Below are 17,107 nucleotides of genomic sequence, written 5' to 3'. Positions count from 1 at the left end.
TTATCTGGAGATATTTTTGTGAGATTACCTTCTATGAAGAAAAGCCTGTTAGCAGGGCTGATTGCAACCAGTAGTTTAGTGCCTCCAATTGCAGCGAATGCAGGTGGTACACCGGAAAAGCCGAATGTTTTACTGATTGTTATGGATGACTTAGGAACAGGACAGCTCGATTTTGTACTTGATAGCATTGATGTTAACGAACTTGCGAAGCGCCCGTCACCACAACGTTATCAGGGCGATATTAATAAGATGGTGGAAGCGGCAAAAATAGCGATGCCAAATGTCGCTGACATGGCGGCTGGCGGAATTAAGATGACCAATGCATTTGTGGCTCATCCTGTCTGTGGCCCATCACGAGCCGGTATTTTTACTGGCCGCTCTCCTGCAAGTTTTGGTACTTACAGTAACGATGATGCGATGTTAGGTATTCCACAAGATATCAAACTATTACCTGCATTATTCCAAGAAAATGGCTATGCCACCGCCAGTATTGGAAAGTGGCATAATGCGAAGGTATTGAAAAAACCTAAAATTGCAGCAGAAAAGCAAACTCGTGATTATCACGATAATATGATTTCAACACCGGAACCAGGTTTCGCGCCTCATGAAAGAGGTTTCGATTATGCATATAGTTTCTATGCATCAGGAGCGGCACTTTGGAACTCCCCCGCAATGTGGCGAAATGGTGAAAATGTGCCAGCTCCCGGCTATACCACACATTTGCTAACGGATGAAACCATTAAATTCATTGATGGGCACAAGGACAAACCTTTTTTTATCAACCTTTCATATAGTGTGCCGCACATTCCGTTAGAAGAAGCTTCCCCTGCGAAATATATGGATAAATTCAATACGGGTAATGTTGAAGCCGACAAATATTTTGCTGCGCTCAATGCCGCAGATGAGGGAATTGGTAAAATTATCAATACACTAAAGGAAAATGGTGAATTAGATAATACGTTAATCTTCTTTATTTCTGACAATGGCGCGGTGCATGAGTCGCCAATGCCAATGAATGCAATGGATAAAGGCTTTAAAGGGCAAATGTTTAATGGTGGTGTACGTGTTCCATTTGTCGCTTATTGGCCGGGGCATATTCCTGCGGGTAAACACAGTGATGCGATGGTTTCAGCGATTGATATCTTACCAACCGCATTACAAAGCGCAGGGATCACCATTCCCGATAGTATGAAGGTTGAAGGCAAAAACATTATGCCACTCTTAACGGGGAAAGCAGAAAAGTCGCCACATAATTATCTGTATTGGACAGGGCCAGGGACGAAACATTACAGCGAAGAAAACCAAGATTTTTGGCATGGCTACCATGAATGGATCACTTATCAACGCAAAGAAATTCCAAACAACCCTAATTTAGAAAAACTATCGAAAGGTTCATGGGCTATCCGTGATGGAGAGTGGGCTCTTTATTTTTATGATGATGGTTCTAACCAGCTCCAATTATTCAATGATAAACAAAACCCGGCCGAATCGAATAACTTAGCAGCTCAATATCCAGAAAAAGTGAAAGAGTTGAAATCGGCTTATTATCAATGGGTTAAAGATAAGCCAAAACCCGTTGTATGGGGACAAGATCGTTACCAAGTCCTGATTGAATCAGCAAAATAAATACAAAATTTTGTTTTAGCCTGAGCGCAAGGATGCGCCTGTTTGCATGATAGAGAAATACGTATGACAACACCTACTGAACGTCCAAAGCTGCCTTATGAACACCCAAATATAAAAATTTACCAGAAACTATTCAAAGAAAATATCATTCGAAGATTAATTAGAAAGTCAGCCTATCAATGTAACGATAACCACATCACCAAAGCCTTTCAAGATGAAAATCAATCACTTTCAGTTCTTTGCGAATTACTAGTTCGCTATACCACGGAAGCTTTTGTTCATTATCAAACATGGGGCTACTCTCACGCATATTACCCCGGTAGCCCAGGCCAGCAAACGGTACGGACAGATGCTCTAGAAGGGGTTAGTAGGGTACTGCCTTTACTGGCTTCATGGCTAGTTCACAGCCAAAAAGCAACATTGAATGGGGTAAATTTAGCATCGATTGACCTTTCTGACATTATCAAGAATGCATTTTTACATGGCACAGATCCCACTCATAAAGGCTATTGGGGAAGGTTTGAAAATTATGACCAAAAAATTTGTGAGTCCGCAGATTTAGCGCTGGCTCTCTGGTTAAGTCGTGAGTGGGTATGGGAAAAATTGGATAAGTCCGCACAACAGAGGATCATTGCATGGTTCGAACAAGTTAATCACTGCGATATCGTAGACAACAACTGGCACCTGTTCCCGCTTACTGTGCAATTTGTGATCCGAGCACTCACTGGTCGAGATACTATTGCAACGTGGCGCTATGAAAGAGTGAAACAATTTTACGTGGGTGATGGTTGGTTTCGGGATGGCGCGAAAGGTAACTTTGACTACTACAATGCATGGGGGTTTTACTACTCATTATATTGGCTTAACCAGATATGCCCTGATTTTGATGAAGAATTCATTCGTAGTTCATTAAATCAGTTTAACCATCATTACCGATATTTTATGACGCCTCAAGGCATCCCTTTTTTTGGCCGCAGTGCATGTTATCGCCTCGCAGTATCCGCGCCTTTATTGGCAGGCGTTGATTTGGGTGGGAACGCCGTGGGTGTGGGGGAAGCTAAAAACGCACTAGAAAGTACTTTGCGTTATTTTATTGGTCATGGTGCCTTAAAAGCAGGAGCGCCAACTCAAGGTTTATTTGGCTATGATGCACGCTTAGTCGATAACTATAGTGGTCCTGCGAGTAGTTTTTGGTCATTACGTGCGGTAGTCATTGCTCTATATTGCGGCAAGCGAATTCAACTTTGGGATAGCCCTCGCACTCCATTGCCAATTGAGTGTTCAGACTTTCATTTCGAAATACCATCAATTTCGGCAACAGTTATTGGTGTGAAAGAAACACAAGAGGTTACCGTGATATTTCGTGAAGATTACCTCAAACAGCAATCCCCGTTGACGCGTCGCTTAGAGAAACAATTATGCTCTCAGAAAGTGATTGAAATGCTACTAGGCCAATCAAGACGCCCTAAAAACAATCTGTTACGTAAGGGGGTGACCAGTTATAGCTCTAAAATGACTCACTACTTCTAGCCTCTCTTTCATTTGCTTTCAGTGCGAAAGGAATGGAAATGTGATTTAGATCTTTTACCTTTCTGATTCTTTCGTTTAATATTATTCGAAATCAATCGAAAGTTAAGAGGCGATTATGTACTTGGTATCTACCCGTAATATGTTGAACAAAGCCCAACTGGGTGGCTATGCGGTTCCCGCATTTAATATTCATAATTTAGAAACCATTCAAGTTGTCATGGAAACGGCCGCAGAAATGGCATCCTCCGTTATTTTAGCAGGCACACCAAGTACATTTTCTTATGCAGGAAGTGACTACTTGATTGCAATCTGCCAGCAAGCGGCTGAGCGTTATAAAGTTCCCGTGGCTTTGCATCTCGACCATCATGAAGATATCCCAGATATTTTCCAAAAAGTCTCCGCAGGTGTACGTTCTGCAATGATTGATGCTTCTCATTTTCCGTTTGAAGAAAATATTCAAATCGTTAAGCGGGTTGTTGGTTTTTGCCATCAGTGGGACTGCACGGTTGAGGCTGAACTAGGGCGTTTAGGGGGGCAAGAAGATGACTTAGTTGTCGATGCAGCGGATGCGCTTTTCACTGACCCTGATGCTGCCGTGACTTTTATTCAAAGAACCGGTATTGATTCCTTGGCTGTTGCCATTGGGACCGCTCACGGCATGTACAAAAATGAGCCACACCTAGATTTCGCTAGACTAGACGCTATCCGTAAGAAAACGGATTTACCGTTAGTGCTTCATGGTGCTTCGGGGATCCCTGATGCGGATGTTAGGCATTGTATTGAGCTTGGAATTTGTAAAGTCAATGTCGCGACAGAGCTCAAAATCGCGTTCTCTGATGCAATTAAGCAGTATTTCATTGAAAACCCAGAAGCCACTGACCCTCGCCATTATCTGGTTCCAGGAAAGGCAGCGATGAAAGCGGTGGTGATGGATAAAATTCGTGTTTGCAAAAGTGATGGAACACTTTAATAAGCAAAACTATCTGGATTTGCTTGATATATAACCAAAATTTATTGCGGATGCCCTGCAATAACTCTTTTTGAAAATAAAAGGAATGTCATGAAACAAGTTGCTGTTTTGCTCGCGGATGGCTTTGAGGAAGGGGAAGCTGTCGTTTTCATTGATATCATGCGTCGGCTAGATATTCATGTTGATGTGCTATCTTGCATGGATACGCTTGTTTTAAATACGTATTTTGGCACTAAAATTAGTGCAGATTATCTTTTAGTCGATAAATTATCTCATACTTATGATGCAGTGATGATGCCAGGTGGGCCAAAAGGAACTGACCGTTTATATGCGAATGAAAAGGTGGTTGATTTTCTTCGCCGGCATATACATGAGGATAAATATATTTGTGCGCTATGTTCTTCTGGTGCGAAGGTGCTAGCCGCCCATGGCTTACTGGAAAGGCGGCATTATAGTACCGGGGACAAACTCGCTGAGATGTTTGATGATGGTATTTATGTTGACCAAGATGTTGTTGTTGACGGGAAATTTATCAGTGCAAAAGGGCTCGGTGTGAGTTTTGAATTTGCATTTACCGTCGCAAAATATTTACTGGCTGACAATATTGATAAAGTGGATTGGCAAGCTAAGCATATTTATTTTAAACATTGGCCACTTCCTTATCTATAACGTTTATTGCTGACTAAGCGTTTTTTATCTTGATCACCGATAAAAATAAAGCGGGAATAATATTTTTTCCCGCTTTATTAATATTAGATAGCAGAATAATGATCAAAAATCAGAGTTAATAGTGTATGAAGCTAGTTCTCATCATGATAAGAATTAATTGTAATTTATCAATATCATAACAGCTGGATTTAAATTAGAAATTTTCCGTTATAAACATTAAGCTGGTCAGGTACATAATCGCCGGTAAGGAATGAATATGCGGAATATTGCTATTACAAAAAATAATATTATTTCTGGTTTCCAATGGTTCTTTTTTATCTTTTGTAATACGGTTGTTATTCCTCCGACGTTACAGTCCGCTTTTCATTTATCACCACAAACCACATTTGTTATTACCCAATATGCTTTCTTATTAACAGCTCTAGCTTGTTTATTGCAAGCATTCTTAGGGCACAAGCGCTCAGTAATGGAAGGACCGACAGGGTTGTGGTGGGCAACAATTTTAACTGTCACATTATCAGAATCGATGCAAGGAACTCCCCTTGGCACTATCGGCTGGAGTTTAGCTATTGGTATTTTCTTGTCTGGGGTCGTGACTATTCTTATTGGTTTGAGTGGATTGGGCGGTTGGTTGGCGAGTTTGTTTAAACCGGGTGTTTTAGTCGTATTTATGTTTTTGCTTGGCGCCCAGTTAGTAACTATTTTCTTAAAAGGAATGCTAGGACTACCATTTGGTGTCGGAGGCGAAAATATCACGGTCAATTACCCTGTCTTCTTTTTAGCGCTTGCGGTACTGATATTTGTCATCGGGATGATTATTTATTTACCCATGAGCATCAGTAAATATGCGTTATTAATTGGGACAATTATCGGGTGGGTTGCTTATAGTGGGCTATTTGGCAGCGCAATATCCCCTGTTTCATCAGGGGAATGGATGCTATTTCCATTAGGTCGCTCCGATGAAGTCAATATGAGTATTGTATTGACGGCTATTTTGGCGGGGATATTAAATACATCAAATACATTTGGAGCGATGCGAGGAACTGATGTGTTTTACCCCGATTCATTGCCGACGAAGTCCCTATATCGACGTAGTTTTATGATGTCAGGGTTCGTCACGATATTAGCCGCGCCAATAGGGGTCGTGCCTTTTTCACCGTTTGTTTCATCCATTGGTTTAATTACCCAAACAAAAGATAGTTCACGTACCTCTTTTAGTATTGGCAGCCTTATTTTCTTATGTGTGGGGGGCGTTGCAGTATTGACCCAATTTTTTCGCTCTTTACCGTTAGCCATTGGCAGCGCGGTCATGTTGGCGACTTATCTGCCTCTGTTATTTTCTTCATTTTCGTTTCTGGCAGATATGAAGCTAAATGCACGTAATATTTATCGCCTTGCTCTACCTATTTTTATTGGTATCTTCTTGATGTCAGCACCTGCTGCGGTATTAAGTTCTTTGCCAACAATGTTTAGTTCTTTACTGGGTAATGGGCTGCTAATGGGCATTATCTTGGCACTTATTTTAGAAAATATGATCAAGTGGGATAACATTGCTTAATATTTTGATAAAAAAAGCAAAGATGAAGAAAAATCTTTGCTAGAAAAGAAATAAAAAGGGATATGGTTTCATTTAGGCGTTTATTTTTTAGTATAAACCCAATTTTTTATATCAATAGGCTTAGTGATAATTTTGTTATCAATCAAAAATTGTTGAGTTTGCTTTAACTTACGGATGTCATTATCAGTAATATTAACGGAATAGCGTTTAGAAAAACTATCTATACTATGAAAATCATGTATTTTTTTAATGATTTCAACATTAGTATCGCTTTCTTTAGCAAGTAAAATTTCTGCCTGATCGGGATTATTTTGCGCATATTTACTTGCTTTTAATAAAGCAATATTCATTGCTTTAATCACATTCTCATTTTGATTTATGAATGCTTCTCGCCCTACGATAACAGAAATACCTGAGAGTTCAGGTTCAGTACGGGTTGAATAAAGTGTTGTAATAGTTGGGGATTTATTTTCTAAACGGGCGGTACTTTGCTCAGTCCATACCATCGCATCAATTGCTCCGTTTAATAATGCGGATTCAGCATCATTTGTCATTTGAATAATATTGAAGTCAGATAATTTATACCCTTGTTGTTCAATAAATAGCGTGAAATACCGTTGCATATACGTTCCTCGTGGTAATGCAACTTTCTTGCCTTTAAGGTCAGCTAATGAGTGAATATTGCTATCTTTTCTTACTGCGATATTGGCATTGATGGAAGAATCCTCTGACATGATTAATTTTAAGGGTACACCTCTCGATGTGGCTATAATTCCTGGAAAATCAGCATAAACAGCAATATCAATGGCATTTGTCGCTAGGCCTTCATTGACGGCAGGCCCTGCTCCTGCAAAACCAGAAATGGAATATTGGTAATCAACTTTTTGTAGCTCTTCTTCAAGATATCCTAGCTGTTTTGCTAAACCGAGCAAACCACTTAAACGACCATTATTATCTGCTGTGCCAATACGAACAATTTTTTCATTATTTTTACTGTCAGGTAGCCTTTCATCCCCACAACCAACTAGAATGAACGAAATTAATACTATAATAGGAAATTTGATATAATTTAATAATACCATGATATGTTCCTTCTAGATTTCATATTCACTTGCAAAAAGTTCTGCAGAATTATCGAAAAATTCTTGAAGAATAATTCTTTTATAATATGCAAAATCAGAACTGCCTCGATTTCGTGGATAAGGAAGATTAATATCAATTATTTTTTTTATGTTTCCAGGGCGGGATGACATTATAATTACTCGATTTCCCAAATATATTGCCTCTTCAATATCATGAGTAACTAAAATCATCGTCAGTTGCTTTTCTTGTTTGATAGATAAAATCTCTCGTTGCATCTCAATTTTTGTTAAAGCATCAAGTGCGCCAAGCGGTTCATCCAATAACAATAGTTCAGGTTGGGTGATTATGGTACGGGCAATTGCTGCACGTTGTGCCATTCCTCCTGAGAGTTGTTTGGGATAAGCATTAGCAAACTCAGTCAAGTTTACGAGTTTTAAATAATTTTCAACTAGAATTTTCTTCGTTTTTTTATCTATATGGTCTAATCCGAAAGCGATATTATCGGCAATTGTTAACCAAGGTAGAAGCCTATTTTCTTGAAAAATCATTCCTCTTTCTATATTTGGTTTGGTTATCTCTTTATTTTTAAATAGTACACTTCCACTATTGAATTGGTTTAAGCCTGCAATTATGCGTAGTAAAGTACTTTTCCCACAACCACTATGGCCAACGATAGCAACAAATTCACCTTTTTGAACTTGAAGGTTAATATCTTCTAAAACAGGAAGTAACTTATTATTGATAGTAAAGTTTTTAAATCCATTTTTGATTGATAGCATATCTATCTCCTTTCTGTTCTTAACCATGGCAGCAGGTAATAAGATATAATTAATAAAATCTTATCTAATAATAAACCGACTATACCGATAACAAGAATACCCACTATAACGACTGGGGAATCTAGCATAATCCGGGCATCATTGATGCGATAGCCAATACCCGAGTTAGCTGCGATCATTTCTGCTGCAACAACTGTTGCCCAAGATAACCCCATTGCAAGCCTTAAACCTGTAAATAGGTTGGGAAGTAGTGATGGAATATAAATTTTTCGTAATTTTTGCCAAATATTGAATTGATAAAGATTACCTAATTCAATATAAGTCATAGGTGTCGTTTGTATTCCATTGATAGTACTTAGTAAGATAGGGAAAAAGGCACTTTTTATAATAAGAATAATTTTAGTTACTTCACCAATTCCAAACCATAAAATTAATAATGGTATCCATGCTAGTGGAGGAATTTGACGTATAGCATTTAATGTTAGGTTGAAAATTTGGTTTGTTCGTAGCGACAATGCCATGATAATACCAAGAAAAAAAGCAAAAATAGCAGCGATAACAAAGGCTATTAATACTCGGGATAAACTAATTGATAGATCTTGCCATAATTGCCCAGAATATAGCTGGAAATTCAAAGAATGCCATGCTTGTGGAATAGATGGAAAAATAACAGGGGAAACACCTCCAATTGTTGTTGTAATATACCAAGTTGTAAAAATAATAACTGGAAGTAGAAGCAAGAAAAAACTGTTTTTCAACATGATATATAAGCCTCAATTTATTTTGTCGAAATATTGATTGAGGAAACTCACATATGTTGTTGTATCCTGTAATCCAACGAGTTTATCCACTAATTTCCCATTATTTGAAATTGCAATAATAGGTATGCTTCTAAGTGAATACTTTTGAAGGATTTCAACAGAATTATCTACAGAGAGATAATTGATTTCATTTATTGAGTAACGTTTTACTAATGAAGGCAATAACTCACTCAATACTTTACATTTATTGCACCAACTAGCACCGAAGAATATCAAATTATTTTTATTTTCATTAATAATTGAGTCGAATGTTTCACTATCTATTTCATATATGTTATCGGAAAAGAAAAAGGTATCAGATTTCTTAGAGAGATGATTATCTCTAGTTCGAGCAATACATAAGATATCATCATCTGAAATTTTATGTTTTATTATTCCTTCGATATACACTCCTATAATTGTATCTTTAGGAGCTGCATTTGGTAATCGGAATTGAGAGACATCCATAGGTGCTATGCTATTTTCTTCAGGTATATCTAATTGAGGGATCCAATCATAAGGGATTCTATAAGCACGATAGATCATATTATTGCGTTTTTTTCCTTCTCGCCAGTAAGGCGAGACATATTCCCACACAATCTCATGTTCAGCTGTTATTTCAATCAATCGCCCATTTGAGCCTTCGGTAATTAAAGTATTACCATTTGGTAGACGCTGAGCGCTACTTACATATGGGCTATAGAATCGACTTGAATCCATGGGAGCGGCAAAGCCTAGTTTTTCTGCATCATGTTGCCAAATAATTTCGAGAGTAACTGGGTTTATTTCTAATATTCGAGAACTATCTCGCCATGCATTTTTTAAGCCATATACAGATGAAGGGTTTGGTGCTCCATAACCTGCCCAGCCGCCATTATCAAAAATTAACAGATTTCCTGCGCCTGGAAGGCCATGAGGTATAATATGAGCATGATGAGGTCCGATAATCCAACCAAGATGATGAACTTGTTTGTTGTTATAATCGGGCCCTAATTGCCAAACTATTTTTCCAGTTTTCCGGCTCGTTATTCCGATTATATTTGCTTCTCTAGAATCCCAAATAATATTATCAGGATGAAAACGTTCGTCTCCATTATCATAATGTAGATTTGGTCCTATACGAGACATGGTATTAATATGTAGATAATCTCCCATGCCTCCACCGGCACTACGCATATTTGGGTCACGATATAAAACATTTCTAGCTTCTTCGCTGAAATTTAATTCTGAAAAGTGATCGCTAAATGCCCATTGCCAGATAATATTACCTTGCCAATCTACTTCGATAAAAATATCATCAAGTAGCCATTTATCTGATATTTCAGGTTTGTAAATATTCTTATGGCATAGTATTAGAGTATTTCCGCTATGGGTTTGTGATGTTAATGTAGGAGAATAATAACCAACAGGGTTTCCATCACGTTGAAAATCATGATGTTGTCTTGCCATCCATATTATTTCTTGATTGGGATCTTGTATTTTTTCTAATTTATTGAATGACCATATAATGTTACCATCCCAATCAAATTGAACTAAATCAACTTGATCTTGAACACCATATTTAGGTGATCGCAAACCATGACTACCAAATAAATATCCACCAGGTAAAATTTTATTAGGAAAACCATCAACTCCTTGCCATAAATGCACTTCTCGGCCATTCATATCAATTAATAGCGCACCTTTTCCAGGTGCGTTAAAAAGGGTATAACCACTAAATGTTTTTTCTTTATTGAAAATAGTAGTTCCTGAAGGATAAATACTTGGGTGTCCCATATTAAATATTCCTATAGTAAATTTTTTCTATGTGGAATAATGGTGTAAAGGTAATGGGTTTTGAAATATCTTTTATTATGGTGTTATAACTTAATAGAACAATAAAGTAATGTTCTATTAAGTGTTTATATTTATAATATTAAGTAATAAGAATATAATACGTAATTAATACAAAAAGTTAAAAATATGATTGATTTTTTCCTAGTGATGGCAATGAGTATTGCTCATATTTTATGATTAGTAGCACAGTATGAATGATATTAAACTATATATGAATTCATTTACTGATCGTTACTTGCGGGCTAACATCGCGTTAGCCCGCAAAATTTAACGGCCTAAATAGCTATCCCAATCTTTCCAAACGGGCTGTAAACCGGCTTGCACAAGGGCATGTGCGACTTGTGTGGCACTGCGGTTATCATTTGGAGAAAACTGTTCTAGCTCTTCTTTGGTATCTGCATATCCACCCGGCTGGGTTTTCGAACCCGCACTGACGTTATTAATTGCCAATGGCACGACGTGATCACGGAAATAAGGCGATTCACGGGTTGAGAGGGAAAGCTCAACATTCGGTGCGAGTAAGCGAAAAGCACAAATTAATTGCACTAATTCTGCCTCACTCATCAGTGATGCCGGTTCAACGCCACCCGCACAAGGGCGTAAGCGAGGAAAAGAGATAGAATAACGACTTTGCCAATAGTATTGCTGTAAGTACAACAAATGTTCTGCAACCATATAGCAATCGGTACGCCAACTGTTTGATAAACCAATTAACGCGCCAAGGCCGATTTTATCTATACCTGCTTCCCCTAAACGCTCAGGAGTGGCTAGGCGCCAGTGAAAATCCTGCTTTTTGCCTTTGAGATGATGTAGCTGATACGTGGGCTCATGGTAGGTTTCTTGATAGACCATCACAGCATCTAACCCCAACGTTTTCAACTCCTTATATTCCTCTGTGCTTAATGGCTGCACTTCCATCATTAAGGAACTGAAATAAGGGCGAATGATGGGGAGTGTGTGACGGAAATAGTCCATACCCACTTTACTTTGGTGTTCCCCTGTGACCAGCAATAAGCTATCAAAACCAATTTTGCGAATGGTTTCACACTCATTAATGATTTCATCGTCACTTAGGGTTTTACGTTTAATTTTATTACTCATCGAAAAACCGCAATAAGTACAATCGTTTGCGCATAGGTTCGATAAATAAAGTGGCACGTAAAACCCAACTGCATGGCCAAAGCGCTGGCGGGTGAGTTTCTGAGCCTTTTGTGCCATTAGTTCAATATAGGGACGGGCAGCAGGGGAAAGCAGAGCCATAAAATCATCGAGTGTGAGTATGTCTGCCGCTAAAGCGTGTTCCACATCGACAGCGGTTTTACTGTTTATCCGCAGTGTCGTATCGTCCCAATCCAGCGCTTGTAAGCGTTCTTGGAAACTTGGGGTCATGATAAGGCCCCTAAGAAACTGGTCAACGGGCTTGATGCTTGCGCCTGTTGCTTCGGTGCAGCTAATCCACTTTGATAGGCCAATTCAGCGGCTTCGACAGCCAGTTTAAACGCTTTTGCCATAAGTACCGGTTGCTTAGCTACCGCGATTGCGGTATTGACTAAAACGGCATCAGCACCCATTTCGATCGCTTCTGCCGCATGGCTTGGTGCACCAATTCCTGCATCTACGACGACAGGGACAGAGGCTTGTTCAATAATGATACGAAGCATTTCTTTGGTTGCTAAGCCTTTGTTTGTGCCTATCGGTGCGCCTAATGGCATCACAGCGGCACAGCCAACTTCTTCTAAACGACGGCATAACACTGGGTCTGCGCTGCAGTAAGGCAATACAACGAATCCCTCTTTAACGAGCTGCTCCGCGGCAAGCAATGTCTCGATAGGATCGGGTAGCAAATAACGCATATCTGGATGAATTTCGAGTTTGACCCAATTGGTACCGAGGGCTTCTCGAGCTAGGCGCGCGGCAAACACCGCCTCTTGGGCATTTTTCGCACCAGAGGTATTCGGTAATAGTTTCACACCCAGTTCTTGCAGAGGTTGTAGAATGCCATCATCTTGCCCACGTAAGTCAATACGCTTCATTGCCATTGTCACCAATTGACTGCCTGAGGCCGCAATGGCGTCTTGCATTAGGTTGGCGCTGGCAAATTTACCTGTTCCAGTAAACAGGCGTGAGTGAAAAGTTAAATCTGCGATTTTTAACATTATTAGCCCCCAGCGATAGCTTGAAATAACAAGATATTGTCTTGGTCATTAATGAGATGCGAATCCCACTGACTTTTAGGAATGATCACTTGGTTGATAGCAAGTGCAGTTCCCACTATTGGGCGGTTGAGAGTGGAAAATAATTGATTAACCGTCAGTGGGGCGTCGAATTCCATAGGTTGGTCGTTAATTATGATATGCATGTTTCTTCCCGACAGATTGGACATTGCAATGACGGCGTTAATTGCAATGTATTCCATTGTTGTTGTTTTCCATCGAACAAACGCAATTTACCACTCAGTGAAGAGGGAAGGCCGACAAGTAATTTAATGGCTTCCAGTGCTTGCAGCGTGCCGATGATCCCAACTACAGGCCCTAATACCCCAGCAGTGCGGCAGTTGCGCTCAGGTTCATCTTGGTCTGGATATAAACAGGCATAGCAACCGGTGCTAAATGGCGGTTCAAGAACCATTAATTGGCCGCCAAACCCAACCGCACTACCGCTAACTAAGGTTGTATTGGTCATGACACAAGCGGCATTAACTGCGTGACGAGTGGCCATGTTATCGCAGCAATCAAGCACTAAATCGACTTGCTCAGCTAAAGGAATTAAAGTCTTAACATCCAACTTTTGTGCGACAACATGGGTTCTTACCAACGGATTGAGCTGATGCAGTCTATCTGCGGCCAGCTGGGCTTTTGGCTGGCCGATATCATCAGTATCATAAAGCACCTGCCGTTGTAAGTTAGAAACATGTAAATCATCGTGATCGGCTAGCCACAATTCACCGACACCAGCCCCCGTTAAATAAAGGGACGCGGGAGAGCCTAAGCCCCCTAAGCCAACAATGAGGACTTTGCTATTTTTCAGTTTTTGTTGCCCCTCGGGACTGATATCTTCGAGTAGTAGCTGGCGGCTGTAACGCATGAATTCTTGGTCACTTAACATGAATGAATTCCTTAAATCATCACTAACCCTGTTTTATGATGATAAAGCAGGGCGAGTTATGTGATTAAAAATTGGCTAGTTGGCAGTATTGCGCTCAATTAAATTCAGCAAGGTTTCTGTTGCAGCTAGCCAATCATCTGCTTTGGTAATCGCACTGACCAGCGCGATGCTGCCTACTCCAGTTGCTAGCACGGCAGGGACTTTATCAATAGAAATCCCACCAATGGCGACCGTTGGGTAATCAGGCGTTGCTTCCACCATGGCTTTAAGTGTTTCTAAACCCTGAGGCGAAGATGGCATCTCTTTCGTTTGTGTTGGAAAGATATGCCCCATAGCAATGTAAGAAGGACGCACGGATTTTGCGATAGCCAGTTCATGCTCATCGTGCGTTGATATTCCTAACCGTAGCCCAGCTTGGTGTATTGCCAGTAAGTCGGTCGTTTCCAAATCTTCTTGGCCCAAATGTACGCCATAGGCACCGAACTCAACGGCTAAGCGCCAGTAATCGTTAATGAATAAACGTGCGTTATGTTTTTTACCCAAAGCGATGGCTTTTTGAATATCATCACGCACATCTGCGTCAGATTTGTCTTTGATACGCAATTGGATTGTGGAAACACCTGCATCAAGCAAACGTTCAATCCATTCAACGGAATCCACAACGGGGTAAAGCCCAAGGTGTTGTTCAGTCTCTGGAAAGGGTGATGTTGGCGTTATAATAGCATTAGGCAATTTAGGCATTTTCATTCACCTCTGCATTCACAATTTCAGCTCCGTGATAGAGCTCGCTGCCATGGGCACGAAAGGCCTCAGACATCTGTTCCATACCCGCTTCTTTTTCGTTTGCTTCTTTTTGGGCTGCGTAATCACGGACTTCTTGGGATATCTTCATCGAACAGAATTTTGGTCCGCACATTGAGCAGAAATGGGCAATTTTTCCAGAAGCTTGTGGCAAGGTTTCATCGTGATATTTGCGAGCAGTTTCAGGGTCTAATGCCAAGTTAAATTGGTCTTCCCAACGGAATTCAAAACGGGCTTTGGACATGGCATTATCACGAATTTGCGCACCGGGGTGGCCTTTAGCAAGGTCAGCGGCGTGAGCTGCGATCTTATAAGTGATTAGCCCTTGTTTAACATCGTCTTTATTTGGTAAGCCTAAATGCTCTTTCGGGGTGACGTAGCACAGCATTGCACAACCAAACCAGCCGATCATGGCGGCACCAATACCAGAGGTAAAGTGGTCGTAACCCGGTGCAATATCGGTAGTGAGTGGGCCTAAGGTATAAAAAGGCGCTTCATGGCAGTGCTCGAGTTCTTCCGTCATATTACGGCGGATCATCTGCATTGGCACGTGACCAGGGCCTTCGATCATCACTTGGACATCATATTCCCATGCAATTTTGGTTAACTCGCCAAGGGTATGGAGCTCAGCAAATTGTGCTTGGTCGTTGGCGTCTTGGATTGAACCTGGGCGCAGGCCATCTCCTAATGATAAGGAAACGTCGTAAGCGGCACAAATTTCACAAATTTCACGGAAGTTTTCATATAAAAAGTTTTCTTGGTGATGAGATAAACACCATTTTGCCATGATGGAACCACCGCGAGAGACGATCCCCGTTAGGCGTTTGGCGGTCATTGGCACATAACGTAATAATACGCCAGCGTGGATAGTGAAGTAGTCGACGCCTTGCTCTGCTTGCTCTAATAATGTGTCACGGAACATTTCCCACGTAAGATTTTCAGCGACACCGTTCACTTTCTCGAGCGCTTGGTAGATAGGTACTGTTCCAATCGGCACAGGGCTATTACGTAAAATCCATTCGCGAGTTTCGTGAATATAACGGCCAGTGGATAAATCCATGACCGTATCTGCGCCCCAACGCGTCGACCAAATCAGTTTTTCCACTTCCTCTTCAATGGATGAGGTGACCGATGAATTACCAATGTTGGCATTCACTTTAACCAAGAAATTGCGACCAATAATCATCGGCTCCGATTCGGGATGGTTGATATTGGCTGGGATGATGGCACGACCCGCTGCCACTTCTTGGCGAACAAATTCAGGGGTAATATTTTCCGGTAAATTTGCGCCAAAGCCTTGCCCTGGGTGTTGTTGTAATAAAACTTCGCCACGAATGCGTTCACGCCCCATATTTTCACGGATTGCAATAAACTCCATCTCAGGGGTTACGATACCTTTTCGTGCATAGTGTAATTGGGTAACACACTTGTTAGTTTGGGCTTTTAATGGGTGGGGGCGGTTGTTAAAGCGCAGATGGTCAAGGCCTGCATCAGCGAGACGCTGTTGGGTAAAATCGGAACTTAAATTTTCGACAGGTTCGGTATCAGCACGTTCACTTATCCATGGCGCACGAATTTTTTTAAGGCCTTTATGGACATTTAATTCAGAAACTGGGTCGCCGTAAGGGCCAGATGTATCATAGATAGGAACGGGTTCGTTATCTTCAAATTGTGGGTTGTCTTTATCGCCCCCGATCAAGGTTTGAGAGAGTTGGATTTCTCGCATCGGGACTTGGATATCGTCTCTAGAACCTTGTAAATAAATACGCTGTGAATTAGGAAACGAAACGCCAGAAACGGTATTAATAAAGGTTTCAGCGGCATCACGTTGAGCTTTACGGGTGCGAGCCGGGGCTGCTTGTGGCGATAAATCAGCAGTAGGGATGATATTTTGTTCTGTATTATTGGACATAGCAATTTCCTGACATTGTCACGGCTATCACAGTTTAGTGAGTAGCGGGTTTATCGAAAGAAAGTTGCTTGTCAGGAGTTCGGAGGAGTAATAAAAAGGCTTGCGCTGAATTTTTCACCAAATGTAGTGGGGTGAAATGACGCTGAGTGATTACTCTTGTTCCCTTCGCGGGTATTAACCCGATCAGGTTCCGCGGATCCCGAATTAACGGTCTCAGCCTGATGCGTATGCATACTAGGCACTCCGACAAGAGGTTTCAGTATAAGCTTTCCTTATCATTCTTCAAGCGATAAGTGCTTCCTCGTCATTCTTCGCGCGATAGGTGCGTCGATTTCATAGAGTTACCCAAGTCACATACTTATGTATGCTCCTTGGGATAATTCTATTTATCTCCTTCCTCTAGCACGAATAATTTAGAGGAACCTTTGAAAAGATTAG

Annotated in this window: 15 protein-coding genes and 1 riboswitch; of the genes, 5 read left to right on the top strand and 10 right to left on the bottom strand. The window is 40.7% G+C overall.

Annotated features, from left to right (window positions below):
• Positions 1-18 precede the first annotated feature (18 nt).
• From PR800_RS17395 to PR800_RS17375, 5 genes are all read left to right on the top strand, one after another.
• Complete coding sequence (locus tag PR800_RS17395; protein ID WP_206276825.1) at positions 19-1,626, top strand: sulfatase family protein; 1,608 nt, start codon at positions 19-21, stop codon at positions 1,624-1,626.
• Positions 1,627-1,689: 63 nt separating this feature from the next.
• Positions 1,690-3,156: a DUF2264 domain-containing protein gene (locus tag PR800_RS17390; protein WP_210848948.1), complete on the top strand. Its 1,467-nt coding sequence runs from the start codon at positions 1,690-1,692 to the stop codon at positions 3,154-3,156.
• Between the two features lie 115 nt (positions 3,157-3,271).
• Entirely contained in the window at positions 3,272-4,126 is an 855-nt protein-coding gene (locus PR800_RS17385) for a tagatose bisphosphate family class II aldolase (RefSeq protein ID WP_272531195.1), read from the top strand.
• A 90-nt stretch (positions 4,127-4,216) separates the two neighbouring features.
• A complete protein-coding gene (locus PR800_RS17380) occupies positions 4,217-4,795 on the top strand; it encodes a DJ-1/PfpI family protein (protein ID WP_272531194.1) in 579 nt (192 codons plus the stop codon).
• Positions 4,796-5,051: 256 nt separating this feature from the next.
• Positions 5,052-6,353, top strand: coding sequence for a uracil/xanthine transporter (locus tag PR800_RS17375; protein WP_272531193.1), 1,302 nt, complete (start codon positions 5,052-5,054; stop codon positions 6,351-6,353).
• Positions 6,354-6,433: 80 nt separating this feature from the next.
• On the opposite strand, the gene PR800_RS17370 is transcribed toward PR800_RS17375, so the two are convergent.
• From PR800_RS17370 to thiC, 10 genes are all read right to left on the bottom strand, one after another.
• Positions 6,434-7,435, bottom strand: coding sequence for an ABC transporter substrate-binding protein (locus tag PR800_RS17370; RefSeq protein WP_102140181.1), 1,002 nt, complete (start codon positions 7,433-7,435; stop codon positions 6,434-6,436).
• Positions 7,436-7,447: 12 nt separating this feature from the next.
• On the bottom strand, positions 7,448-8,215 hold the full coding sequence (locus tag PR800_RS17365) for an ABC transporter ATP-binding protein (protein WP_229597510.1): 768 nt from the start codon (positions 8,213-8,215) through the stop codon (positions 7,448-7,450).
• Positions 8,216-8,217: 2 nt separating this feature from the next.
• Positions 8,218-8,976, bottom strand: coding sequence for an ABC transporter permease (locus tag PR800_RS17360; protein ID WP_102140179.1), 759 nt, complete (start codon positions 8,974-8,976; stop codon positions 8,218-8,220).
• Between the two features lie 12 nt (positions 8,977-8,988).
• Positions 8,989-10,791 (bottom strand): arylsulfotransferase family protein, encoded by a 1,803-nt coding sequence (locus tag PR800_RS17355; protein WP_272531192.1) that lies wholly within the window; start codon positions 10,789-10,791, stop codon positions 8,989-8,991.
• Positions 10,792-11,118: 327 nt separating this feature from the next.
• Positions 11,119-12,240 (bottom strand): 2-iminoacetate synthase ThiH, encoded by a 1,122-nt coding sequence (gene thiH / locus PR800_RS17350; RefSeq protein WP_272531191.1) that lies wholly within the window; start codon positions 12,238-12,240, stop codon positions 11,119-11,121.
• Positions 12,237-13,007 (bottom strand): thiazole synthase, encoded by a 771-nt coding sequence (locus tag PR800_RS17345; protein ID WP_102140176.1) that lies wholly within the window; start codon positions 13,005-13,007, stop codon positions 12,237-12,239. Before PR800_RS17345 ends, thiH begins: the two co-directional genes overlap by 4 nt.
• 2 nt (positions 13,008-13,009) lie before the next feature.
• The gene (gene thiS / locus PR800_RS17340; RefSeq protein WP_004264499.1) at positions 13,010-13,210 is read right to left on the bottom strand and encodes a sulfur carrier protein ThiS; all 201 of its coding nucleotides are present in this window, start codon (positions 13,208-13,210) and stop codon (positions 13,010-13,012) included.
• On the bottom strand, positions 13,198-13,956 hold the full coding sequence (locus PR800_RS17335) for a HesA/MoeB/ThiF family protein (RefSeq protein ID WP_206276732.1): 759 nt from the start codon (positions 13,954-13,956) through the stop codon (positions 13,198-13,200). Before PR800_RS17335 ends, thiS begins: the two co-directional genes overlap by 13 nt.
• Before the next feature lie 75 nt (positions 13,957-14,031).
• Positions 14,032-14,697, bottom strand: coding sequence for a thiamine phosphate synthase (gene thiE / locus PR800_RS17330; RefSeq protein ID WP_195698104.1), 666 nt, complete (start codon positions 14,695-14,697; stop codon positions 14,032-14,034).
• Entirely contained in the window at positions 14,690-16,669 is a 1,980-nt protein-coding gene (thiC, locus tag PR800_RS17325; protein ID WP_102140174.1) for a phosphomethylpyrimidine synthase ThiC, read from the bottom strand. Before thiC ends, thiE begins: the two co-directional genes overlap by 8 nt.
• A 143-nt stretch (positions 16,670-16,812) precedes the next feature.
• A riboswitch (TPP riboswitch) is annotated at positions 16,813-16,925 on the bottom strand.
• Between the last annotated feature and the right edge of the window lie 182 nt (positions 16,926-17,107).

This window comes from Providencia sp. PROV205 (assembly GCF_028479505.1).
Taxonomy (GTDB): Bacteria; Pseudomonadota; Gammaproteobacteria; order Enterobacterales; family Enterobacteriaceae; genus Providencia; species Providencia huaxiensis.
Note: the sequence above shows the minus strand (reverse complement) of the source record. Positions and strands in the feature narration are given on the sequence as shown.